Source organism: Nocardia canadensis, from assembly GCF_032656385.1.
Classification (GTDB): domain Bacteria; phylum Actinomycetota; class Actinomycetes; order Mycobacteriales; family Mycobacteriaceae; genus Nocardia; species Nocardia canadensis.
The window spans coordinates 732349-758805 of the sequence record NZ_JAVCWB010000002.1; the positions used below are offsets into that span (position 1 = coordinate 732349).

The following is a 26457-nucleotide window of genomic DNA, read 5'->3' on the forward strand; positions in this document are numbered from 1 at the left end:
CGCCGACGACGGGTCAGGGCTTGCCGAAGAACAGGATGTCGGTGCCGTACTCGGTGAGCGGGCGACTCTCCGCGGCCTGCCGGATGCCGCTGCCGGGCAGCTCGGTGACCTTGGCGAACATCGGCGCGTTGCCGAAGGCCGCGCGGACCTGCGTTTCGGAGGCGTAGTCGGCGCCGTAGTCGGCCAGGGTCGCGAAGTCCAGGGGCGCCAGTGGCGCGTCGAGGGGGGCCTGTCCGGCGGGCCTGCCGAGCGCGGCGTACTGGGTGGCGACGCCGTTGTCGTAGAGGCACAGCTCGTAGGAGATGTTCTCGATGGTGGCGACGGTCAGGACCGGCCACTTCTCCGAGAGCCGCACGGCGAGCGGATGCTTGCCGAGCGCGCCGATCTCCCAGTTCAGGCTCTTCACCGAAATCCAGCTGCCGGAGGACTTCTCGACCAGCACCACATCGGCGGACAGCTCTACGGCCGGGTTGGTGACGGGTTCCTTGACCCCCCAGTGCTTTTCGTGCACCCCGGCGAATCGTCCCGCGTCCACCGGCTCGACACCGTCGCGCGCGAAGGCCGCCACGATCGCCGCCCGCACCTGCTCGAGCGCGTCCGGCGCCGAGCAGCGCACCGCGAGCGCGCCGTAGGTCGCCGAGATCTCCACCGGCCGCGACGGCGGTTCCGGCATCGCGCCCGCCGCGAGCGGCTTGAGCCCGACCAGCGCCAGCCGCCAGTTGATCTCGTCGATGGTGGCCAGGTCGCCACCCGACTGGTAGAGGATCTGCTGCTGGGTGAGCCGCCCGGCCCGCTCCAGCGTCGGCGCGCCCAGCTTGATCAGCGCCTGGGTGGTCTTGACGGTGAGATCGAGTTCTTCGACCCGGGTCTCGCGCAATCGCGCGGTGCTCGCCGCGGAGGTGACCTCGGAGTACAGCGTGCGATAGCTCGCGATGGCCTGCTTGCGTGAGCGGCCGACCATCATCGTGCGCAGCAGTGTGCTCAGGCTGGCCAGATACTTGCCGGGCTGTTCGCAGGTGCGCGCGTACATCGCGGCGCGGATCCGCACCGCGTCCTCGGTGGCCGCCACCGCGGCGTCGTGATCGAGCCGCATCAACCACACGCCGCACTTGGACAGCCCGTCGGCGCACATCGGCTGCACATCCGGATAGTCCTGCGCGACCTGGCGATACGCCTGGCACGCGCTGCGAATGGTGTTGGTGGCCAGCTGTCGATGTCCGACCAGCCGCGTCGCCTGCTCGAACAGCCGCAGCGAATCCTGCAGCGCACCGGCGTATTCGTAGCTGACGTAGCCGCCGACCAGCCAGTGCAGCCGGATGGCGACCGCCTCCTGGGCCGGTTCCAGCGCCTCGGCGGTGCGATCGCGACCCGACGGATCATCCCGGGTGGCGAGTAGGCCCTGGGCCAGCTCGGCGAGGGAGCCGGCCAGCCGCAGGTAGTCGGCGGGGGCCTGGCTCCTGGTCGCGGTACGGTCGGCCGCTACGCGCCGTTCGAGGCCGCTCACATCGGTCATGAGCAATTCCATCGCGACGTCAATCCTGGCCTCATCCATCGTTCGAGCACGGCCACTGGGCGGCCGTTCAGTGTGTCGTCCGAGTTTGGCACAGATCGGCGGTGGCTGCCGGACCGTCCGGCGAACCCGGATGTTCATCCACGAGGGAGTCCGGTGTTTCCCTGTGGCTGTGCATATTTCGCATTGCTTACTAGAATGCATGCGATCGAGCCGACTGCGCGAGGGTCGTCGGTGGGGCGCTGCGAGGAGCGGTTGGCGTGGGAGATTCTCCCTACGAGGGGTTGGCGGGCAAGGCCAAGATCAAGGTGGAGACGGGCGCCGCGCTCGAAGCCGCCAAGGCGTGTAGCTCGGCGATCGAGATATTCAAGGGCTGTCAGAACCTGATTCGCGACCACGATCTCAACAACTACGACGAGTCGAAGCTCGGCGGCAGCCAGGTCGACGCGGGTCCACCACTGCGGACCAAGTTCATCACCGAGGCCACCCAGGCCAAGGACCTCATCGGGCGCTACATCGATTCGCTCGAGGACCTGGTGACCATGTTCAAGGCCGCGGGCGAGTCCTACACCGAGACCGACAAGGGCTCGGGCGACAATATCGCCGCGCTCAAGGGGCAGCTGAAGGATGTGAATTCCGCGCCCGGAGCCAAGGACCTGAAGGGCGAGGTCACCGAGGCCGGTGGCTACAAGCCGGCGCACTGGGAAGTCGATGTCAAGGTGCGACAGGGCACCGGCATGGAAATCAAGATGGAGAAGCACAACTACGACATCGAGACCGCCAACGTGCCCAAGCACGCGGGTACCGCGACCGCGGAGTCGGTGGGGGTGCGGATTCCGGTGCGGGCGGCGGACAACATGTCCTGGCGCGACATGTACGACCTCGGTCAGCGCATCTCTTGGCAGGAAGTGGCCAACGACGCCCCGATCTGGGAGGCGATGGCCAACGCGGTGCACGGCGCCGCCTACGACCTCGACCAGAAGCTCGCCTCGATCACCGCCGATCGGTGGCAGAGCCAGGGCGGCGACACCGCGCGGGCGGCGATCGCCACTTTCGGCCAATCCGCGATGGTGGCCAGCGATTCCTTCAGGATGATGCAGTCGAACCTCGAGTACACCGCGAACTGGCTGTACGCGACCAAGGTCTGCATGCCGATCGAGACCGAGGACAAGTGCGACGACGATCTGCAGGAGAACCGCGATCGGTACGAGCGTCACTACGTCAACGGGGTGATGAACACCGAGAAGTTGTTCCCGGCGGCGGCCGAACCCGCGGCGCCCAAGGGCCCGGTGACGACGCCGAACAACAACAACAATAACAACAACAACAACAACAACAATAACAACAACAACGGCAACAACAACAACGGCGGAAACAACAACGCCGGAAACAACAACGGCGGCGGCAACAACTCCGGTGGCGGAAGCAACAACTCCGGTGGCGGTTCCCAACAGACGGCTGCCAGCCAGGCCGCCCAGCAGGCGGCGTTGCAGGCCGCCCAGCAGGCGCAGTCCGCGTTGCAGCAGAACGGGACCAAGGGCACCCAGAGTGGCACCGGGCAGACCGGGTCGACCGGTCAGACCGGCTCGACCGGCTCGGTCGCGGGGTCGGGCGGGTCGACCGGCTCGAGCAGTGGTTCGGGCTCGGGCGATATGTCGAGCATCCTGTCCTCGGTGATGTCGGCGGTCACCTCCGCCGTCAGTTCCCTGACGCAGGCGCTGCCCTCGCTGGCCACTGCGCTGCAACAGATCTCGGCCGACACGACCGGCTCGACCACCGCGTCGGGCCTACCCGACTTCAGCCAGCTCGGCAACCTCCTCGGTCAGTTCCCCGACCTGAAGGAGATCCTCGCGCAGTCGCCCGAGCTCACCGGGCTGATCGCGGGCAACCCCGCGCTGTCGCCGCTGGCCGAACTGCTCGGCGTCGAAACCGCGACCTCCGATCCCGACGGCGCCGGCGTGCCCGGGGAGACGACGGAAACCGCCACGGCTTCGCGGGCGTCGCTGCCCGACTTCTCCAACCTGCTGTCCGGCCTGGACGAGATCGTCGCCCCCATCACCGGCCTGGTCGCGGAGTCGCTGTCGACCGAGGCGCCCGCCCAGGTGGTCGAGGGCGCCGAAGCGTCGGTCCCGGTGCTCGAGCTGCCCGACCAGGCGTTCTCGATGCCCGACCAGGAGTTCCACGCGCCGATTGCACCACTCGACGACACTGATCCCGGAACGATCACGCGTGCGCGTCCGGAGGTCGGCGCGTGAGCCAGCGCTGGGAACTCACCGACATCGAATTCCGGGTGCTGTGGCAGCGCTTCGTCGGCACCGATCTGCCACGCCCACTGACCTTCCAGTCCACGACGCGTCTGCACGAGGACTACGAGGCCGAGAAGTACCAGGTCTGGCAGCGGCTACAGCACACCGCCGATCCGGCGCTGCGCACGGTCTTCGACGTGCTCGAACGGCCGGAAGCGTATGTGCGCCTGCGCGGTTGGAAGGACGACGCGCGCAGCAACGCCGAGTACTGGCTCAAGGCGCGCGCCGCCCGGGCCGGTGCCAGCGGGTATCTGATCTACCAGCTTCCGGGTGAAACCCCCACCCACAGTGGCGGTTACGTCGTCGTCGACATCGGGCCGTACGGGCTCGCCGACGCGATCGTCGACCTCATGCCCGCCACCGGCGCGGGGCGCGGGGGCATCATCCCGCTGGTCACCGGCACCGGCCGCGACGACGACCAGCAGCGACAGACCTCGATGTTCTTCGAGGAAGCCGACACCTCGATCGTCGATCGCAGTGCCGAATTCCTGAATCGGCCCGCCGAGCGCACCGGCACGATCAACATCCTGCAGAACCAGTCGATGTTCGGCTCCCGTGGCATGCACCGCGACATCCTGGTCTGGCGCGACCTGCCCGACGACGGCCGCTACGTCATCGGCCTGCCGAACGAGAACCCGCTCGCCACACCGATGTCCAGATCCGATCTGGTCGACGCGGTCAACAGCTCGATCGAGCGAATGATGTCGCGGGTGGAGTCCCATTGGGAGGCGAACGCCTAGGTACCGGACGTTCACGGCGGCGTCACGCGAGGTTCGCTCCGCCGTGTGAGACTGTTGCGCAGGCGAAGGACTTGTGGTGTGCTCGGTGCTACCACTCGTGGAGGGATGAGGGCGATGACGTTCGAATACGACGCCGACAACTTCCGGACCGCGGCGGGCAAGTCGCGCAATGTCGGAACCCAGCTCACCAACATCATCAACACCCTGAACAGCTCGCTGAACGGGCGCGGAAACGTCTGGGGCAACGACAAACTCGGCCAGAGCTTCAACGACGGCCCCGGCGGCAACGACGGCTACGACTCCTCCTGGACCAACACCAGCGACAACGTCAAGACCATGGCGAAGTCCATGGGCGACTTCGCGGACGGCCAGACCGAGAGCGCCGACTACATCGACAAGATGGAACAGGGCAACCGCAACGGGTTGACGTAGGAGGCGGACTCGACGCGCACGGTCCGGCCGCTACTGCATCGACTGACGGCTCAGGCCCAGCGTGGGCAGGTCGAGATCGGGGTGGCCGGCGCGGTCCGTCCAGGCGTCGTAGACGAGCCCGGCGGGGCTGGTGATGCCGTACCCGTCGCGGAGTCCGGCGACGGCGAGCTCGGCGGCGCGGCGACGGTCTACGCCCGTGATCGGCGCGTCGAAGTCGACCCACCACAGATGGGCGTTGTCCACGTCGGGCTGGTTCCAGCCGGCGTCGGTGATCGCCCGGTACCCGGCAGGGTCGGGCCGCCTGCTCTCGTCGAGAAACCGGTCACCGATCAGCTGAGCCGACAGCACGTCTTCGTCGCGAGCGAACTGGACGAAGCGGCGGATGCGGGCCGGTTCGGGTTCGAAGACGATCACCCGTGCGCCGAGCGGAAGGGCTTCGAGCTCGGCGGCCAGATGTTCGGCGAACGCGGTCCAATCGGTCACAGCTGCCCCTGTCGGGAGAGCTCGACGCCTTCGTCGAAGAGTTCCAGCCATTCGTTGGACGCCAGGGTGAGGGTGATCGAGCGGGGGAGCGCCGCGAGGATCAGTGTCGAGGCGGAGCCGGTCCAGCGCAGCTGGGGACTACCGTCGGTGATCCGGGCGCTCGGCGCGCCCAGCGTCGCCTCGAGTCGCGCGGCCATCGCGGTGTAGGCCTGCTGGACGAGGGTGTGGGTCTGGTCGGTGTCGGGGCCGATGGTGCTGGCGCTGACCTGGATCTGTTCGACGTCGCCGTCGTCGGCGAAGACCTTTCCGCTGGCCGAGCCGAGGCCGGTATCGAGCATGGCCCAGTCGTCGTCTTCCGAAGTGGCGACGACGCGCCAGCCGAATCGTTCGGCGATCTGGGGTATTTCGGCGAGCTGCCAGGACCAGTCGAGTGCGCGCAGTCGACCGCCCAGCTCGGCGACCTCGTCGGGGGTCCGGGTTCGGAAGTCGGTCAACGGTTTCTCCTCTTGGCTCGCGACAGGCAAGGACGGCACGGTCAGAAGTACGACAGGAACGCCGCGTCGAAATCGGGGTCGCGGGTGTCGAAGTTCTGCGGGGTGTAGTCGAGGGCGCGGACATGGTCGACGAACTCGGCCGGGAGGACGAGGGGCTGGTCGGCGAGGTACTTCAGGGAGTCCTCGCGCCAGATCCAGACGCCGTCGGAGTAGAGGGAGGGGCCGCCCTCGATGTCGGTGCCGGGGGTGAACAGGTCGGGTGCTTCGCCCATGACATCGAAGATCGCGCGGACCTTGCGCATGTAGTTCAGGATTCGCTCGCGGTCGGCTTCGACGGCGCCGGTGGGCGCGTCGTGTACCGAGGGCAGCTCGTCGTGCGCGCCCTCATACATCTCGCGGTACATGGCCACGGGCTTCAATTCCATTGCGTGCGTCCTGCTCTCGGTGTTCTGGAGTTCGTGCCCGGCTCTCGTGCTCGTCGGTCCGTGCTGGTCGGTCGAGCCCGCGCTTCGGCGAGCCGCCGACCTCGATCCTTCGCGTGCGCAACCGGGTCGTCAAGTTCATCCGTACCGACCGGTGGATGGCGGCGCCGGGGGCACGTTCCGGCCGCCTCTCGTTCATTCTGTCGTCACCGGTGATTCGCCGGTGCCTGCGACTCTGTTGCGCAGGCGAACGACTTGTGGTGTGCTCGACTCGGCACCACTGCGGAGGGATGAGGGGCGATGGCGACGTTCACGGACTCGAGCTGGTGACGTAGCCCTCCATGATCGATCTGCCGTCCGGGCTGCACTGGCTCTCGATCCTCGCTGGCATGGAATGGCCAGAAGGCAACGAAGACGAGATGTGGGCCATGGCCGAGGACTGGCGCACGGCCGCCGACAGTCTTCGTGGTCTCGTCGACGACATCGATGCCGCCAAAGACGCTGCGTTCAAGGCGTATCCGCAGGGTGAGGGCGTCGATGAGATGCTCAAGGCCTTCGAGGGAATGGCCCGCGGCGACCAATCGGTGACCAAGCTCGCCGAATTGTTCGACATTCTCGGCGATTCGGTCTATCAGACCGGTACCGAGATCGAATACACGAAGATCATGTTCCTGTCGTCGCTCGGACTGCTGGCGCTGGAAATCGCTGCGGCGTGGATCTTTCCGCCGACAGCGCCCGCGGTGGAGGCGGCCGCGATCGCGGCGACCCGGGTCGTGGCGCGCACCATCTTCGGCCGGGTGCTGGCCGCGATCCTGCGCCACGGCGCGAAGGCCGTGATCACCCGGGTGCTGAAGTTCGCCGCCCAGCACGTGGCGATCGACACCGCGCTCGGTACCCTGCAGGAACTCGGTGTCCAGCAGTGGCAGGTGGATCAGGGCCACCGCAAGGAGATCGACTGGAACCAGGTGAAGGCCGCGGCGGTCAGCTCCGCCGCGGGTGGCCTGGCGGCCGGTCCGTTCGGCAACTTCCTCGGCAAGCGGCTCGGCGACGGAATGTCGCCGTGGCTCAAGGGCGCGATCACCGGTACCGGCGCCGGTCTGGTCGGCGCGGGCGGCGGTATGCTCGGCCAGTTCGCCTACGACGGCTTCACCCAGGGCTGGGACAAGGCCTGGGACAACCTCAAGACCGCGGCCGCCGATCCGCTCATGTGGAGCGCGGGCGCGACCAACGGCGGTATCTCCGGCCTGAACAAGGCAGGCGCCAACGCCGCGTGGTCCAAGATGAACCCCGGCCTGTTCGAGCGCCCGAGCTTCAGTTCCCGGATCCGCGAGGCCATGGGGCCCGGCTACGACCTCGGGACCTTCGGGCAGGACAGCAACACCGCCGGTGGTGACGGTTCGACCAACCGCCCCGGTGCAGACGGTGAGAATCGGGCGGGCGCCGACGACGGTGCGACCGGTGTGGGCGGCGACGACGGCGTGCGCGCCGGTGCGGGCGACGACACCATGGGCAACGAAGGCTCGGGTGAGGCGCGGGCAGGCGCGGGCGACGACAGCCAGTCGATGCGCCCCGCCGGCGGGACCACGCCGGAAGCCGAGGGTGACGGCCCTACGAATACCGGTGCGGGACAGGCGAATCAGGATTCCGGAGACGACGGGCAGACGGCGTCCGATGGCGGCGGTGCCGGGAGCGGACGCCAGGAGTCCAAGCCGGAGGTGCAGACCGGGGACACGCAGGTCGGCGACGGTGGGCGTCAGGACGGTGGCAGTCAGGACAGCGGCGCCCGTGCCGAGGGTGAAGGCCCTGTGGCACAGTCCGATTCGGGGCCCGATACCTCGCGCGCCGGGGAAGCCGAGGCGGACGCCGGCGGTGTGGGCGTCAACGACGGGACCCGCACCGACGCGCAGTCCGGCGGTCAGCCGGTCACCCAGGCCAACGACACCCAGATGGCCAACCGGGACGCCACCGCCCAGGTCGGTGCGGCGCCGGCGACCGGGATGGTCGGTGCAGGCCCGGTGGCCACCGGCGGGCCGACCCCGGGGGCGACCGGCCAGGCGCCCGTCACGGGCCAAGCGGCGACCCCCGCTGCTGGTCAGCCTGCGGCCACCCCGGCGCAAACACCTTCCAGCCCAGCTCAATCCACACCGGGGCAGCAGGCGACGCCCGGTCAGCAGACCTCGCAGGGGCAGGGCGGACAGCCGTCGACCCGCCCCGGCGCGCCGGAGGTTCGGACCGGACTGCCCGAAGGAACCCCGTCGGCTCCGGAAAGTCGTTCCGCCACACCGGAAGTCCTCGGAGACGGCGGCACCGGCGAGTCGCGAGCCGACACCGACGGTGCGGGCGACACCCGCGCCGACGGCGAAAGCCGGGCGGGCGCCGCCGAACCGCGCGGCGGGGCGGGTCTCGCGGACACGCCGCTGCAGGGCCTGCACGCCGCGCCCGGTGAAGCGCCGCCGGTTCGATCGGACGCGGAGGTCACCGCCGACCCGGTCCGCGCCGGGGAATCCGAGGTACGGGCGGATCCGCTCGCCGATGTCGCGCCGGTCGTGCCGATTGTCGGCACCGACGCGGGAGCGAGCCCGGCCCGGCCGGGTACGGACGCGGGCCGCCCCGGACGCGCGGGCTCCGACGACACCACCGCGCGCGATCGGGCCGACAGCGGCGACGACCGCAGGCAGCCGCAGCCGGACGACAACGACAGCGGACCCGTCTACGACGCCAGGCTGCCCAATGGGCAGGGCGTCGTCCACCACCCCGATGGGACCGCGATCGGCGAGGACGCGCGCACGCACCGCGTGAGCCACAACGTCCGCAACGACGGCGCCCACGACGTGGTGGTGCACGGACGCCGCGACGGCTCGGTCACCCCGAGCAACGGCGACGCGGTCCACCCGCAGGACATCGTCGACGCGATCCGCGCCAACCCGAACTACGTGCCGGGCACCCCCATTCGACTGCTGTCCTGCCACGCGGGCAACGGCAACGGCTGGGCCCAGTACATCGCCGACCAGCTCGGCGTCGATGTCACCGCGCCCACCGATCGGGTCGGTGTGCGGAACGAGCCCGACTCCGTTCCGGCGATCGATCGCGGCGGCAAGTGGCGCACCTTCAGCCCGGATTCGGCCACCGCGCCCGACGACATCTCCTCGCTGCGCCCGGATTCAGACCCGAGCGATCCGAGCGACCTCGACACGTTCGACGGTGACGGGCCACCGCTGGATCGCGACCTGGTCGACTTCATGAGCGACGATGACCCGTCGACCCGTCCCTCCGCCATGTCGTTCCTGACTCCCGACGTCGGGACCGTCAACGCGCCGTTCAGCCGGACACCCGGCGTGGACGCGCATCTGCTCGGTGTGCTGGACATATCCGACCCGATGGTGCAGACTGCGGGCGATCCGCCCCGGATCACCCATGTCGATGGGGAACCGATCGACGAGTTCTCCCACCGGCTCAGCGCCGAGCGGGGCCAGGCGTTCGTCGACGCGTCCACGCCGGACGCGGGCCTGGTCGCCGACTACGAGCAGCACAAGGCCCAGCAGAAGGCGCTGGAGACCGCGAAGTCCGAGAAGGGCCGGGCGGTGCGTGACGCCGCGATCGCACTCAGGGAGGCCCAGGCGGCGCACACCCGTGCCGTCGAGGACGCCACAGCGGCCCGAAACCGCGGCGCCGAGGACGCCGACGCGCTCGACCGCGCCGCCCGGGACGCGGCGGACGGGGTGCAGCGTGCGGCCGACGGTGTCGCGGACGCCAAGCGGGAGGCCGCGGCGGCCAAGGATGCCCTCGAGAACTTCCTCGCCGCCGACGCGGCCGAAGCCGAGGCGGGCAATTCGCCTGCCAAACGGCTGGAGAAGGCCGAAGCGGAGCGGCTGCCGGCGAAGCGGCGTGGCCACGTCACCTCGATCACCATCGACCGTCTCACCGGTCGCGTCTACGAGGCGGCCAACGGCACCTCCGACCAGCGCATCCACCCCTCCGAACTGCACCAGACGCTGCACGACAACGTCGCCAGGTACCAGGACCCCATCGACGCCTACACCAACGGACGCGACCCGGCCCACTTCCCACACGCGGACAACCCGCTCGGCCACGCCGAGGTGCGCGGCACCAACGCCGCCCTGCACGACCGGGAACTGCTCAACCGGGATCGCGGGCCGAACGACCAGCTGCCGACCGATTTCGACGGCCTGGCCTCCATCCTCAATTCGCCCTATGTCCCCAGTCGCGGCGTCGAAGCTCCCTGCTGTGCCAACTGCACCAGGGTCGTCCAGGGCACCGAGAGCACCGCGGGCCACATCATCGACGAAGGCAGACCCCGGGTCGACCCGCTGCGCCACGCCGACCTCGAGCAGGCCGCCCGCGACGGCAACCCCGCCGAACCGCGGCTGGTCTCCCCGGAATATCCCGACACCGATTTCATGGGCGACGACGATGCCGCGAGCCCGACTCCCGGCGCTGGTGACCCGGTGCCCCCCGGGATGGTCCGCGGGGATGACGGGCTGCTGCACCGGCCGGGGGACCGGACGGACAGCTACCGCGAACCGGACGGCACCTGGCACCACGTCGATGATCCAGCAGATACCTTCCGGGACAAGCGCTTCCGGCTACAGAACGACACCGGTGGCTTCTACCGAGGCGACGACGACCCGCTCGCCGGAGCCGACTACGAGTACAAGGTGCAGAAGGGCGACACCGATTCGCACACCATGCAGGATCCCGGCCGCGCCGACGAGCTGAAGGAGGCCTCGGACAAGCGGCTCGAGCTGCAGACGCGGCGCGACAAGCAGCGGGTGAAGCTCGACCGTCTCATGGCCGAATTCGGCGTCACCGCCCGTAACGATCTGGCGCCGGACAAGGTGGCGAGCAAGATCGCCGAGCTGTCCGACGCGGTCGACAACGATGCGACGCTGTCCCAGGCCGAGAAGGAGGCCAAGGCGGCGAAGCTGATGGCCCTGGAGTCGACGGCGAACAAGTACTTCACGATGGGCGTGAAGATGGTCGCCCTGTCCAAGCTGCTCGGCGAGACCGCCGGACTCGACTACGCGCTGAGCAGGCCGGGCGCGATCCTGCTCACTCCGTTCGTCGGCGCCTTCGACGGGGCAGGCGTCGTCGACATCGCCTCGATCGTGCCGCCGACCCGTCCCGGTGATCCGCCAACTCTGCTCGTGGTGGAGGCCAAGGGTGTCGGCGCCACCCTCGGGGGCTCGAAACTGGCTCGGGCGGAACAGGGTTCGCCGGAGTACCTGCGGCGAACGCTCGAGATGGATCAGAATCTGCAGCGGATTCTCAACGAGACGCCCGAACAGATGCGCGCGCGGGGGATCGACCCCGACACCGCCGAGGGCCGGGCATTCCGCCGAGCCGTGGCGGAGCTGCTCGCGGCCCGCGAGAACGGCACCCTGAAGGTCGAGTACAAACTGGTGCACGCCTCGGCGAAGGGCGAGGTGAGCGTCACCGACCTACGGCTCGTCCGGGACGGTACCGATGTGCTGGCTGACGTGCCGTTGCCCGTCGACCCGGATACCCTCGACCGCCTGGCCGACGACGACTCGATCGACTACATGGGCGACGAGGACGGCGAGACACGCAACCGCAGACCCGATTTCGCCGAACCCGAACCGCCGCGGCGGGAGGTGCGCGTCGAGCTCGGGGACAACGGGGAAGTCGTCGCGCTGCACGTCCAGCTGGACGACGGGCAGTGGGTGGTCGCGCGCACCGACGGCGACGAGAGTACGCAGCACCCCCCGGCGCGACGCGACGACATTCCGGCCGTGGATACCCGGAATACGCTGCGGCGCTTGGTCGATCAGCTCAATGCGGGGTACGACGGGCTGAACCTGAAGTACCCGTCGGGGTCGGGGCTCGACGGCCGGGGCCAGACCGCTGTTCGAGACGGTGTGGCCGGTGGCGTACACATGGTGACCGATCCGCCCGCGCCGACCCCGGCCCCCGCGCCGCCGCCGGTCGACGGTCCGGTTGTCAGCGCGCCGCCGCCGGGAGCGGGTGATCCGGCGCTGAATGTGGCGCGGATCGGCCGGGAGGGGCTCACCTGGTACCACAACCGCGAGCACATCCCGATCTTCGGTCCGGTGCTGGGCAGGCAGGCGGATGTGGCGGGCGACTACCGGCCCGTGTACTTCCCCGACGGCACCGAGTACCGGCCGTGGATCAGCGACGCCGACCCCGACGCCGTGCGCGAGACCGTCGTCAGCGAGCTGCGCGCGAACCGGATGGAGCCCGACGAGGTCCGCGATGTCCTGAAGGAACTCTTCGATGCCGCGCGGGACCCGCGGCTGCGCCAGGACCTGATCGACGATCTGGAGTTCAACGGCCTCATCGATGCCGACGAAGCCCGCGTCATGGAGGAGACGCCGCCGAACCCGCCCGATCCGGCGCCGGAACAGCAGGGCCCGCCGCCCGAGGGCGAGACGCTCGCGGAGATGGCCGCGCGGCTCGGCATCGAACTCGATGGCGAGGGGCCGGAGGATGTGCGCCGGGCGATCGACCGGCAGAGCCATCGGCTGCTGCGCGAGATCGGTGCGATCGAGGGACTGGCCGACGCGGCCCGGCGGGCCGACGAGGAGCAGAGCCGCCCGTATCGGCGGGCCGATCATCCTGCCGACCCGGCGCCCGCGCCCGACGGCCGTTCGGTCTCCGGTCCGGATCGGCTGCGCGAGGTGGAATCGGACGGATCCCGCGACGACACCGCGGACTACGACGACACCGCCGACTTCGACGACGCGCCGGCACCGGAGCGCAACCACTGGGGCGACACCAGCGCCCCGCGTCCGGTCCCGTTCTCCCGGGAGGTCAGCTTCCTCGACAAGGATCCGCTCGGCCGGTTCTTGCGCGACCTGATCGTCGCCTTCGAAGGTGTCACCGCGCTGCGTGACTACGACCGGGTCGGCAACGGCGCGGACAGGCTGCCCGAATGGGCCAGCTTCTCCGACGACCGGGAGCCGGGCCGCGACGAGGCGCGGGCTCGCGAGTTCTTCGAGCACGCGCTGCGCCGCGACCAGCTGCGCGACGAATTGTCCAGCTGGGCAGCGATGTTCGGCCGCGACCTGAGCGAGCTGTCCGGCGACCGGATGGATTCGACGCTCAACGAGCTGCGCGACTCCGCGCGTGAACGGGCGCGCAACCTCGCGGACTTCATCGCCGCCGCACAGCCGATCCTGCAGGGTGACGGCGCGGAACCGGTCGGCAGGTCGTACGGCGACCAGGTCGCCCGGGTGCCCGACGCCGACGGTGGACCCGACCGGCTGCTCGTGGTCGACGGTGCGCTCGACCGCGAGGAGGCGCTGGCCCGAGCACTGCGGGACAACCCGGAGCTGGCCGCCGACATCGACAACGGGCGGCTGAAGCCGGACTTCCGGGCGGTGCACGCCGACGGGGCGGGCAGGCAGATCCTCGACCCGGTGGCCACCCCCGAGGTGCAGCACATCCGGCGCACCGTGGACGGCGCCGAACTGCAGGTGACGATGATGCGCGGGGAGGACGGGCAGTGGCGGCCGGTGCAGCCCGCGCCCGAACCGCCGCCCGCCCCGCAAGACCGCGCGGACATGGTGCGCGAGATCGTCGACCTGGCCAGGCAACTGAACCTCGGCCCGGCCGCGCTGCACCCGGACAACATCGACGCCACCATCCGCGCGTTGCATCTGGACAACGCCGTGCGGGCCGGGCAAACCGAGGCGCTGGCCGACTACGCCCGCACGATGGCCGATATCGAGACGTTCCACCTGATCGGTGACGCGCGCGGCCAGCTGGCCACCCGACTCGGGATCCCGGAGGGCGAGCTCACGCCGCGCCGGATCGCCGAAGCGCTGACCAATCCGAAGCAGCGCCGCGGTCTCCGTCAGCAGCGGTTCGAGGACCTGCTCGACGGGCAGCAGCGCGACCCGAGCAAGACCGCCGGCTACTCCCAGCAGCTGCGCAATGTCGACGCGGCCGCGGTGAAGGCGGCGCAGGACGCGCTGATCCGGGCGCTGAGCCCGGACAACCCGGACCGGTTGCGGCCGGTTGTCGCCACGATCGACCGCTTCGGCAGGCCGACGTACGGGCCCGCCGACAGCGGGATCGATCCGGCCAAGCTCCGCAAGCTCGTCACGCGACTGAACCGGCTGGGGGCGGGTGACTTCGCGCGGGACGCGCTCGCCGCGTACGCCGACGCGCTGCTGCGAGTCGATCCGTACACCGACCATCCGGCGGGCACCCTGGCCCGCGATCCGCGCACCACCGGTGACCCGCACATCTACGATCTCGACGCGATCCATGGCCTGCGCGCGGCCGCCGACGCTGCCGAACCCGGCGGTGGCCCGGTCGATTTCGCCGCACAGGTCGCCGACAATGTCGCGCGCTCCTATGGCGCCGACGAGCCGGTCGGCCCGAACGATCCACGCCCGCAGCCGAATCGGGATTGGGCCCGATTGGTCGGCGTGGATGTGTCCACTGCCGACGACGCGAAGTTCGTCGAGATCTACGAGGCCTATCGCGACGGCAAGATCGAGAAGCACGAGGGTCTCAGCCCGGAGAAGCTGGCTGCCGAGATCGCCGCTATCCGCGAGGAGATCCGCCTCCGGACCGAGCAGCTCGAGCGGCTGAAGGCCCTGACCGACGAGTTCTACCGGCCGGTCGCCGATCTGCCGGCCGCCGATTCCACCTCGGCCAGGCCGCACGGCGGCGCCGACCCCGACGCGCTGCCGGGTCGGCCGCGTGAGCTGCCCACCGGCCAACCGCCCGCCGATGGTTCGCAGCCGCCTGGGCGGCAACCGGATTCGAGCACCGATCCCGAGGCCGGATTGCCGCCGGAGCGTGGCACCGACCTCGACGACCGGGCCGACGCGAAGCTCGACCAGACCCTGCGCAAGCTCGACGAGGTCGCCGACGAACTGGCCGAACCGATCGCCTCGCTGGACGATCTGGTCGGGCCCGGCCGACCCGTCGACCCGCTGGCACGCATCGACGAGGCCGTCGAGCGTCAGAACCGGCTCGCCGACCAGGCCGATCAGCGTCGGGCCGACCAGGCCGACGCCGCGCTGGACGACTCGCTGCGCGAGCTCGACGCCGTCGACGCCGACCTGGCCGCGCTGCAGTCGTATTTGCGCGCCCAGCGGGAGTTCGATGCCGCGCAGGCCGAGATCGCGGCCCGGTTCGAGGAACTGGCGGCGCAGGACGCCCGGGTCGCCGCGCGGCGTGGCGCCGACACCGACCCCGACTTCGCGGTGCGTGCCGCCGATCTGGCCGCGCTGGAGTCCTACCTCGCGGCCCAGCAGAAGTTCGACGCGTTGCGTGCCGAACTCGCCGAGGCGGCGCAGGTCCGGCCGGAGGACCTCGACGCCGAAGTCCTGGCCGATCGGCAGGCGCTGGAGTCGTATCTGCGGGCGCAGCAGGAATTCGACGCCGCCCGTGCGGAAATGGCGGCCAGGTTCGCGGCCGCGGTGGAGCGGCAGGGTGCGCCGGAGCCGGTCGGGGACGGATCGGTCGGCGACGACGGCGCGCGCCGGGGGACTTCCGACGACGACACCGGCTCGCGTGACGACGACGGTGACGGCGATCCGCCCGCACCGCCGACCGCGCCCGCCGGTCCGCCGTCCAAACCGCCGTCGCGTCCGCCGACGGCCCCGAGCCCGGAACCCGAGGAGCCGTCGCGTCCGCCGATGGCACCGGAAACCCCAGAGCCGTCGAGGAGTTCGTCGCGATTCGACTTCGGCGTCCCGAAACCGCCGGCCGAACTGGCCGTGCCCGGCGAGTCCGCGCCCGTCCGGGCCGACGCCGACCCGGCCGCTCCCGGCGACCAGGCGAACCGCGTCCAGCAGCGCAGCGACTTCCTCGACGATGTGCATCAGTTCCTGCAGGAGCTGAGCGATCTGCCGCCGTCGGCGCACGCGGACGCGCCGCCGCTGACTGCGGAGCGGGTCGAGCAGGTGCGTCGGCTTGCCGAGGCGCTCGGCCTGGGTGAGGCGCTGACCGGTCAGCGTGATCCGCTCGGGGCGTTGGCCGAGATCGCCGATATGGCCAGGGCGCGTGGATTCCTCGACAGTGCGTTGGATCCCGATGCCGAACTCGGGCGTCCCATGCGCTACCCCGACGACTACGAGCCGCTCGACACCGACGAGCTCCAGGACGGTATCGACCAGTCACGGGTCGAGGGCGATCCCGCCGACCGCGCCGCGATCGCGGACGACCTGCGCCGGGCCGGGCTGGCCGACGACTCCCGGCCCTCGCTGGGCACCGAGCCGGAGCCGGACGCGCCGGCGCAACCGCTGCGCCCGTCCGCGATCCTGCCGCCCGAGGACGGCGCGCAACGACCCGGTGGCCCGCGGCTCGAGCCCGCCCAGCAGGCGTTGGACCGGCTGGCGGCCAGGTTCGGGGTCGACCCCACCGATTCCGGTTCCCTCGACGCCGCGCGGTACCGGCAGCTGCTGCGCGCGGGCGCGGTCGAGGCGTTCGCCTCGGCGGTGCGCCACGCCGAAGCGGCGACCGATCCGCAGCAGCGGGCACAGCGGGAGGCCGTCGCCCGACGCTGGGCCGCCCGTCTCGGGCTGCCCGCCGATCCGGGGTTCGCCCGGGCAGCCGACGACATCAACCGGCTGCGCGCCGGGGTGACCCGCGATGCGGGCGATCTCGCCCATCTGGACCACCTGTTGCAGGCCGAACTCGGCGACCGGGTGCTCTCGCTCGACATCGACGGCGAGAAGACACTGGTGCGGCTCGTGGTCGACGGACCGGACAGCTGGCATCTGGAACCCATCGCGCATCCCGAGCCCGCACCGCGCACCCGGACCACCGAGCAGGCGGTCGAGGTGCCGCCGAAGAAGAACTGGCTGCGCAAGCTGTGGGATCGGCTGGTCAATCGTGGCTACTACGGCGAGAATCCGAAGTACCCGTCCGGCTCCAGCCAGGACAGCGCGGGCCAGTCGCTGCTGGGCCACGATGCCGGCCTGCCGCTGACCACGGTGAAGGACGCGACGCCGGACGCGCCCGGTGGCGAGTACGACCAGCTCCAGATCAAATTCAACCCCGTACGCATTCTCAAAGAGGGCGTGTACATGTGGCAGAACCGTGAGCTGGTGCCGATTCTCAAGCACCTGTCCTCGCGGATCGCCGACCAGGCGGGCGAGTTCCTGCCGTTGCGCAATCTCGACGGCACCGAGTACAAGCCGTGGATCTCCGACGCCGATCCGGAGCTGCGCCGTCAGATCGAACAGGATCTGCGCGATGCCGGGCTCGAGCATCTGCTGGAACCGGAAAGCCTGACGCCCGCCGAACTGGCCGCGCGGGAGACCAAGGTGCTGCCGGAATCCGATGAGCCGGTCCAGATCTCGCGGGACGGCGAGGAAGTGCCCGCGGTCGCCGAGCCGCTGCCGCCGTGGTTGCGCGAGGTGGTCGACGCCGTCAACGGCCGTATCTCCGACGCGACCGTCCTGGAGGCGCTGGCGCACGAACTCGGTGTGCGGATCACCGATTTCAGCGAGGAAGGTCTGCGCAAGGCGCTCGCCGAGGCCGAGTACCGGCTGTTGCGCCGCGACGGTGTGATCCAGGCGCTGGAAGCGGCCGCCCGGTTCTTCAACCAGGAGAACACGGATATTCCGTTCCGGCCCGCCAACTTCCACAGCAAGGACCCGCTGGGCGCCTATCTGAAGGAAGTCGTCGCGGCCAGGGGCGACCAGTTCGATTTCACCATGCTGAACTGGCGCGGGGTGAACAACGGCGGCGAGTGGGTCAACCCGTGGGGTGACCTCAGCGACGACGGCGACGGACCGACCGTCCACGCCGAGGACGCGCGCAAGATCTTCGACGACGCGCTGCGCAGGGCCGGGTTGCGAGACGAGCGGTCGACATGGGCGCATCTGGCCGGTGCCGATCTGGACGCGCTGGTGCGCGACCTCGACGGCGAGATCGCGAAGCTGCGCGGGCACCTCGACGACAACATCGCACGGCTGGGTGAATTCACCCGGCGGGTAGCCGATTTCACCGCCGCGGACGCCGGCGACCGACTGGTCGTCGACGCCGAGAACGGCAAGATCGCCATCGTCGATACCGGCGCCGGGCACGAGGCGGCGCTGGCCCGGGCCTTGGCCGAGGCCGACGGGGACTTCATCGACCGGCTCAACCGCGGCGAGGTCGAGATCGAGATCCGCGCGGTCGGGATCGACGAGCACGGCCGCGTGCACCTGCTCGAGATCGACGCACCCGAAGTGCGGCACCTGCGCACCGAGGTGGACGGGCACACCGTCGACGCGACCATGCTGCGCGACGGGGCCGGCCCGTGGCGGATGGTCGATGCCGCGCCACGCGGTGTCGAGGCCGAAGCGAACCTGGCGGTCGTGCCGGAGGAACCGAATCTGCCGGTCCGGGAACCGCGTTCGCAGGCCGAGGTGCGAGCCGACATCGCCGAGGTCGCCGGACGGCTCGGGATCGACGACCCGTCGAACTTGCCGGGGGAGCGGCTGAACAGCCTGCTCGCCGAGCTGGACCGGGCCAATCAGGTGCGGGCCAGGCAGGTGGAGGGCCTGGTCGACTACGCGCGCAGCGCCGACGCGATCGACAACTTCAACGCTCTGCACAACGCGCGTAGCGCGCTCGCACTGCGCTTCGGCGTGCCACCCGAGGCGCTCACGCCGGAGGTGATCGCCGACGGGCTCGCCGATCCCGGCACCCGGGTGGAACTGCACCGTCAGCGCGCCAAGGACCTCACCGAGTACGCGAAACTGCTGCGCGCGTTCGACCCGGCCGCGGTCGATGCCGTGCAGGACGCGCTCGCTCCGCATCTCGGGCTGGCTCGCGGTGGTCTGCCGTTGGACGCGACCGCGCTCGCCGAGGCGCTGTCCAACCGCGCCGCGCGCGGCGACCTCGACGATCTGACCGGCCCGCTCGCCGACTACGTGCGCGCGCTGGCGAAGATCGATCCGTACGCCGACGACCTGGTCTACAACCCGGAGACCGATCCGCGTGCCGTCGGCGACGATCCGCCGGTGCACGACCGCGACGCCCTGGACTTCCTGCGGGAAGTCGGCGCCGATGTTCTCACCGACCGGTCGCCGCTGCCGCCCGCCCCCGAGGACGCGGTTCCCGGTCCCAGCCGCGATCACGCCCGGCTGCTCGGTGTCGATCTGACCGGCGCCGACGACGACCGTGTGGCGCAGGTCTACGAGTGGTTCCGCGACGGTCGCATCGACAAGCACGAACGGCTCACCCTCGAACAGCTCGCGCAGGTACACGCGGAGATCCGCGACGAGATCCGGCAGCGGGCGGCCGATATCGCCCGGTTGCGGGAGCTGCTCACCGAGCCGTTCGTCACCGATCCCGAGCTCGGTGGCGCGGACAAGCCCGCGCTGGACGGGCCCTCCGAGGCGCGCCCGGCGGGGCCACCGACGCCCGGCCTGCCTGCTCCCGCCACCCCGGCCGTGCCCGGATCGTCCGTGCGACCAGGACTGCCCACAGGCTCGGAAGCCGACGGTCACAGTGGCATTCCGCCTGCGGACGACGGTGGCCGGGATTCGCGGGGTGACGACGATCCGGGCGAGCCGCCCGCGCCGCGGCCCGCGCCCGGCGGCCCGCCGTCGAAGCCGCCCGCGCATCCGCCGACCGCGCCGAGCCCGGAACCCGAGGAGCCGGCGAAGAATTCGTCGCCGTTCGACCGGGGCATCCCGACCGCACCCGCGGAACTCGCGGTGCCCGATGCCGCCGGGCTGGATCAGCCGGGTGCCGAAGCACCGGCCGATCCGTCGAGCCGTGCCGAGCAGCGCGACGTCCGGATCGACGATGTGCGCCAGTTCCTGCGCGACCTCGGTGATCTGCCGCCGTCGACCCACGCGGACGCGCCGCCGCTGACTCCGGAGCGGGTCGAGCAGGTGCGTCGGCTTGCCGAGGCGCTCGGCCTGGGTGAGGCGCTGACCGGTCAGCGTGATCCGCTCGGGGCGTTGGCCGAGATCGCCGATATGGCCAGGGCGCGTAGATTCCTCGACCGTGCGTTGGATCCCGATGCCGAGCTCGGTGCGCCGATGCGCTACCCGGACGACTACGCGCCACTGAACCTGGATCAGCTCCAGGACGGTATCGACCAGTGGCGGGTCGAGGGCGATCCCGAGGTCCGCGCCGAGGTCGCCGACGACCTGCGCCGGGCCGGGCTCGACGATGGCTCCCGGCCGTCGCTCGGTACCGAACCGGAACCGAACCCGCAGGCTCAGCCGCTGCATCCCACCGCGATCCTGCCGCCCGCCGACGGCACCCAGCAGCCGGGCGGACCCCGGATGGAGCCCGCGCAGCAGGCACTGGACCGGCTGGCCGCGAGGTTCGGGGTCGACCTCACCGACCCCGGTTCGCTCGACGGGGCTCGATATCGGCAGCTGCTGCGCGCGGGCGCGGTCGAGGCGTTCGCCTCGGCGGTGCGCCACGCCGAGACGGCGACCGATCCGCAGCAGCGGGCGGCTCGCGAGGCCGTCGCGCGTCGCTGGGCGGCCCGGCTCGGGCTGGCGGCCGATCCCGGTCTCGTCCGCGCCGCCGACGACATCACCCGATTGCGCGCCGGCGTCACCCGGGACGCCGCCGATCTCGCGCATCTGGATCGGCTGGCGCGTACCACACTCGACGACCGGATGCTGTCCGTCGATGTCGACGGCGACCAGACACTGGTCCGGCGGGTCGAGGACGGACCGGACGCCTGGCACCTCGAACCCGTCGCGCGGCCCGAGCCGACGCCGCAGGTGCGGCCCGCCGAGACAGCTGTCGAGACACCCAAGAAGCGCTGGCTGCGCAGGCTGTGGGACAGGATCGTCAACCGTGGGTTCTACGGCGAGAACCCGAAGTACCCGTCCGGGTCGACCCAGGACAGCGCCGCCCTGTCGATGCTGGGCCACAGTGCCGGGCTGCCGCTGACCACGGTGAAGGACGCGACCCCGGACGCGCCTGGCGGCGAATACGACCAGCTCCAGCTCAAGTTCAATCCGGTGCGCATCCTCAAAGAGAGCATCGAGATGTGGCGCAAGCGCGAGCTGGTGCCGATCCTCAAGCATCTGTCCGCGCGCATCGCGAACCAGGCGGGTGAATTCCTGCCGTTGCGCAATCTCGACGGCACCGAGTACAAGCCGTGGATCTCCGACGCCGATCCGGAGCTGCGCCGTCGGATCGAACAGGAACTGCGCGATGCCGGGCTCGAGCATCTGCTGGAACCGGAAAGCCTGACACCGGTGGAACAGGCCGCCCGGGAAGCGCCGGAGCGCACCGAAACCGCTGAGCCGCGGCAGTCGACGGGCGAACCCGAGCAGTCGCCCGCGGTCGCCGAGCCGTTGCCGCCGTGGTTGCGGGACGTGGTCGACGCGGTCGACCAGCGCATCGCCGACGCCACCGTGCTCGATGCGCTCGCCCGCGAACTCGGCGTGCGGATCACCGATTTCAGCGAGGAAGGTCTGCGTAAGGCGCTCGCCGAGGCCGAGTACCGGTTGTTGCGTCGCGACGGTGTGATCCAGGCGCTGGAGGCCGCCGCGCGGTTGTTCAACCAGGAGCATGCCGACATCCCGTTCCGGCCCGCCAACTTCTTCAGCAAGGACCCGCTGGGCGCCTATCTGAAGGAAGTCGTGGCGGCCAGGGGTGACCGCTTCGGCTTCGACATGCTGAACTGGCGCGGGGTGAACAACGGCGGCGAATGGGTCGACATCTGGCCCGATCTGAGCGACGACGGTGGTTCGGGGACCGTGCACGCCGAGGACGCGCGCAAGATCTTCGACGACGCGCTGCGCCGTGCGGGCCTGCGGGACGAGCGGTCGACGTGGGCCCATCTGGCGGGCGCCGACTTGGAAGCGCTGGTCCGCAACCTCGACGCCGAGGTCGCCAGGCTGCGTGGGCAACTCGACGACAATGTCGGTGTGCTGGGCGAATTCACCCAGCGGGTGGCCGATTTCGCTGCCGGGGATACCGGTGACCGGTTGGTCGTCGATGCCGAGAACGGCACGATCGCGATCGTCGATACCGGCGCCGGACACGAACGTGCGCTGGCTCGGGCCTTGGCCGAGGCCGACGGGGATTTCCTCGATCGGCTCAATCGCGGCGAGGTCGAGATCCAGGTCAGGATCGTCGGGGTCGACGACCAGGGGCGCGTGCGCGTCCTGGAGGTCGACGCGCCGGAGGTCCGGCACCTGCGGGGCGAAGTCGACGGCCGCACCGTCGACGCGACCATGGTGCGGGACGGGTCGGGTCCGTGGCGGATGATCGAGACACCGCCGCGGCACACCGCGCCGGAGACGAACCTGCCGGTCGTCGCCGATGAGGTGAATCAGCCGGTCCGGGAACCACGTTCGCTGGCCCAGGTGCGCGCGGAGCTCGCCGAGGTGGCGGGCAGGCTGGGCATCGACGATCCCTCGAACCTGTCGCGTGAGCGACTGACCGATCTGCTCACCGAGCTGGAACGGGCCAATCAGGTGCGGGCCAGGCAGCTCGAGGCGGCCGTCGACTACGCGATCAGCGTCGACGCGGTCGACAACTTCAACGCGCTGCACAACGCGCGCAGCGCGCTGGCACTGCGGTTCGGCGTCGACGCGGGCGATCTCGGACCGGAACTGGTCGCCCAACGGCTCGCCGATCCCGGCACCCGGGTGGAACTGCACCGCCAGCGCGCCAAGGACCTCACCGAGTACGCGAAACTGCTGCGCGCGTTCGACCCGGCCGCGGTCGATGCCGCGCGGGACGCGCTCGCTCCGCATCTCGGGTTGCCGCGCGGTGGTCTGCCGCTGGACGCCGCCGCGTTGGCCGAGGCAGTGTCGAACCGCGCGGCCCGGGGTGCGACGGACGATCTCACCGGTCCGCTCGCCGACTACGTCCGGGCGCTGGCGAAGATCGATCCGTACGCCGACGACCTGGTCTACAACCCGGAGACCGATCCGCGTGCCGTCGGCGACGATCCGCCGGTGCACGAGCGCGACGCCCTGGACTTCTTGCGGGAGGTGGGCGCCGCCGATCTCGGCAACCGGTCGCCACTGCCACCCGTGCCCGGCGACGCCGTCCCCGGCCCGAGCCGCGACCACGCCCGCCTGCTCGGCGCCGACCTCACCGACGCCGACGACGCGAAGGTGGCGAAGGTCTACGAGTGGTTCCGGGACGGTCGCATCGACAAGCACGAGCGACTGACCCTGGACAAGCTCGCCGAGGTGCACGAGCAGATCCGCGACGAGATCCGCAGGGCCGCAGCCGATATCGCCCGGTTGCGGGAGCTGCTCACCGAACCGTTCGTCACCGACCCCGAACTCGGCGGGGCGGACCGGCCCGGGCTGCCCGCGCCCGCCGAGGACGCCGCCGGGCCGACTCCCGCTGGATCGCCTGCGCCCGGCCTCACCGCCTCTGGTCCGGCCGTCAACGGCGCGCCGGTGCGTCCAGGACTGTCCGCGGGCCCGGAGAGCGGGCCGCCCGCGGAGAACGCCGATACCGGGCTGCCGGGCGACGCCGGCCCGCGCGAGCCCCGTCGGTCCACCGATCCGGATGATCTCGTGGCCGAGAATGATCCGGCCCGGCCGCCGGTGTCGCGGCCGGTGACCGATCCGGGTGATCCGGGCATCGCGACGGATCACCCTGCGGCTGAGGGTGTTCGCCGTCCGGCGGGCGCTGATTCCGATGAGCCCGGTGCGGATGCCGATCGCGGCGCCGCCGTGCCGGAGCCTGGTGACGGTTCGCGCCGTCGGTCGCCCATCGATCCGGAAGGTGTCGTGGGCGAGGCTGATACCTCTCGGCCGCCGGTGTCGCGGCCGGTGACCGATCCGGGTGATCCTGGCCTTCCGGCTGATCATCAGGCGAGTCAGGGTGTTCGTCGGCCTGCGGTCGGTGAGGCGGACGAATCCGCGGTGGACGCAGGCCGTGGGCCTTCCGCGCCCGGTGACGGTTCGCGTCCTCGGCCGGTGGGCGGTGATCCGGACGCCGATGGTGGCGGTCGGAACAGGTCCGATGATCCGGATGCCGATCGGGACGGTGGGCAGGAGCCGGACAAGGGTTTCGATCCGGGTGGGCAGGCGCCGCCGCGCACTCCGGACGGGGATCGACCGGGGATGGGGCGGCAGCTGCCGGGGTCGGCCTATCGGTCGCACATTCCGCATCCGCCGCACGAGTACGAGGTAGAGCTCGAGGTGCCGCGGTTCGACGCAGTCGCTTGGCCGGTACCCCCACTGGCATCGACACCGGAGCCGCCACGTACGCCGGAGCCGCCGCGTTCGCCGGAGCCGCCGAGTCCGCCCGAGCCGCCGCGTTCGCCGGTGCCGCCGAGTCCACCAGGTCAGGTGGATCCGCCGTGCCCGCCGGAGATTCCCGAGCCGCCGTGCCCGCCGGTGCCGCCGCAGCAGCAGGAACCGGCTCCGCACGAACCGACGGTCCCGTCCTTCCCGATTCCGCCGACCCCGCCGGTCGGTGGTCCCACCATGCCGCCGTTGCCGCCGTGGGGTACCCAACCGCCAGGGCCGGTTCAGCCGTACCCGCCTGGGAGCGGTGAGCCGTATCCGCCGGGTGGCGGTCCGTCGTATCCGCCGGGTGGCGGTCAGCCGTATCCGCCGGGTGGCGGTCTGTCGTACCCGCCCGGTGGCGGTCAGCCGTATCCGCCCGGTGGCGGTCCGTCGTACCCGCCCGGTGGCGGTCAGCCGTATCCGCCCGGTGGCGGTCAGCCGTATCCGCCCGGTGGCGGTCAGCCATACCCGCCCGGTGGCGGTCCGTCGTATCCGCCGGGCAATGGGCAGCTGTATCCGCCGGGCAATGACCAGCCGTCCGCACCGGGAAATGGTCGCGGCAACGGGCAATCCGGTGGGCAGCAGCCGGGCTCCGGCTATCCCTCGGGTGGTGCTCCCGGGTATCCGCCGCCGGCGATGCCGCCGAGCGCAGGGCAGAGCGGTCAGCGCAGGCCGTATCGGCCGGAGTACCAGGCTCCGGTCGAACGGGTCAGGCTGGTCGTGCGCCCGTACGCCAGCGGTGTGCTCGCCGAGTTCGATCCGCAGTCGGGGGCATTGCGGCCCGCCGCGCCGGGGCAGATCGGCGCGGACGGCCTGTACGCCGACCTCGGTGGGGTGACGGTGATCTTCTACCGGCTCGCCGACCGGCTGATGGTGCAGGTCGGCACCCAGGCGATCGATCTCAGCGGCGCCGCGCAGGTGGGCTGGGAACGGTCGGCGCAGCGGATGACGCGATTCACCGTCGCGGTGGGTGGCAGGCCGATGGGTGAGCTGATCTACCGGGCACTCCCACCGGAACTGGACCTCGGACTGCTGATCCGTAACGTAGTTGCCGATCCCGCCAGCCGGATGACAATGTTCAGCGACAGAGCCTGACCGATCGGAGAGGTTTCCCCAGGTGAGTGACGATCCGATCGAATGGAACGATCCGGACGTGGAGATCGATGCGGCGACCGGCAGGTTGTCGTATCGCGGTGAGCCGTACACCGGCGCGGTGACCCACACCCGCCCCGACGGCACCTGGCGCGAGTACTGGAGCTACGACCATGGCGAGCGCGACGGCGACTGGTCGGGCTGGTACCCCGACGGCACGATGCGCTACAACGGCGAGTTCTACCGCAATCGGCCGGTCGGCACCTGGCAGGAGTGGTACCCCGGCGGCGCCCGCCGCCTCGAAGACGTCTACGACATCGAAGGCGTCCTGCAGACCCACTCGGTCTGGGACGAGGCGGGCGCGCTCATCGAATTCGCCGACGAGCGCACCCGCAAGGGCATCGCCGCCGACGCGGTGTCGTCCGACGACCCCGAATTGCGCTGGGACGAGACGGAAAACCGGATGTACTACGGCGGCGTGCCGTTCACCGGCCAGGAATTCCGCCGCCCGGCGCCGAGCGCCCCCATCACCGATCTGGCCACCTACGCCGACGGCTACCGCGACGGGCCGACTCGCGGCTGGTACCTCGACGGCACCCCCCGCTACACCAGCGAATACGCCGATCGGCACGAGGTGGGCCACTGGGTCGAATGGTTCCCCACCGGAGACCGCAAGGAAGAGACCGTCTTCGACGACGACGGCGCGCTGCTCACCCGCACCCGTTGGGACGAGGCGGGTGCGGTGATCGCGCGGTACGGCGAAGACCGGGACTAGACGAAG

General features: G+C 70.7%; 9 protein-coding genes. 5 read left to right on the forward strand and 4 right to left on the reverse strand.

Annotation, left to right across the window (positions count from 1 at the left end; genetic code table 11):
• Positions 1–13 precede the first annotated feature (13 nt).
• Positions 14–1513: a hypothetical protein gene (locus Q7X29_RS06630; RefSeq protein ID WP_255588051.1), complete on the reverse strand. Its 1500-nt coding sequence runs from the start codon at positions 1511–1513 to the stop codon at positions 14–16.
• Positions 1514–1770: 257 nt separating this feature from the next.
• Here Q7X29_RS06630 and Q7X29_RS06635 point away from each other — a divergent pair, with 257 nt between their 5' ends.
• From Q7X29_RS06635 to Q7X29_RS06645, 3 genes are all read left to right on the forward strand, one after another.
• A complete protein-coding gene (locus Q7X29_RS06635) occupies positions 1771–3765 on the forward strand; it encodes a hypothetical protein (protein ID WP_316573539.1) in 1995 nt (664 codons plus the stop codon).
• On the forward strand, positions 3762–4556 hold the full coding sequence (locus tag Q7X29_RS06640) for an ESX secretion-associated protein EspG (RefSeq protein ID WP_218719438.1): 795 nt from the start codon (positions 3762–3764) through the stop codon (positions 4554–4556). The genes Q7X29_RS06635 and Q7X29_RS06640 overlap by 4 nt, the downstream gene beginning before the upstream one ends.
• Before the next feature lie 114 nt (positions 4557–4670).
• Positions 4671–4988 carry a hypothetical protein gene (locus Q7X29_RS06645; RefSeq protein ID WP_218719439.1) on the forward strand — a complete coding sequence of 106 codons (318 nt, stop codon included), beginning with the start codon at positions 4671–4673 and terminating at the stop codon, positions 4986–4988.
• A 30-nt stretch (positions 4989–5018) separates the two neighbouring features.
• Here the strand turns inward: Q7X29_RS06645 and Q7X29_RS06650 are convergent, their stop codons facing one another.
• The 3 genes from Q7X29_RS06650 to Q7X29_RS06660 are packed head-to-tail and all read right to left on the reverse strand — an operon-like array spanning position 5019 to position 6390.
• Positions 5019–5471: a TY-Chap domain-containing protein gene (locus tag Q7X29_RS06650; RefSeq protein WP_316573540.1), complete on the reverse strand. Its 453-nt coding sequence runs from the start codon at positions 5469–5471 to the stop codon at positions 5019–5021.
• A complete protein-coding gene (locus Q7X29_RS06655) occupies positions 5468–5965 on the reverse strand; it encodes a DUF6301 family protein (RefSeq protein ID WP_316573541.1) in 498 nt (165 codons plus the stop codon). Before Q7X29_RS06655 ends, Q7X29_RS06650 begins: the two co-directional genes overlap by 4 nt.
• 41 nt (positions 5966–6006) lie before the next feature.
• A complete protein-coding gene (locus Q7X29_RS06660) occupies positions 6007–6390 on the reverse strand; it encodes a hypothetical protein (protein WP_316573542.1) in 384 nt (127 codons plus the stop codon).
• 338 nt (positions 6391–6728) lie between these two features.
• On the opposite strand from Q7X29_RS06660, the gene Q7X29_RS06665 reads away from it, so the two are divergent.
• Together Q7X29_RS06665 and Q7X29_RS06670 are read left to right on the forward strand one after the other, a co-directional pair.
• Entirely contained in the window at positions 6729–25679 is an 18951-nt protein-coding gene (locus tag Q7X29_RS06665; RefSeq protein ID WP_449411936.1) for a WXG100-like domain-containing protein, read from the forward strand.
• Positions 25680–25701: 22 nt separating this feature from the next.
• The gene (locus Q7X29_RS06670; RefSeq protein ID WP_316573543.1) at positions 25702–26451 is read left to right on the forward strand and encodes a toxin-antitoxin system YwqK family antitoxin; all 750 of its coding nucleotides are present in this window, start codon (positions 25702–25704) and stop codon (positions 26449–26451) included.
• The last annotated feature ends 6 nt before the right edge of the window (positions 26452–26457 follow it).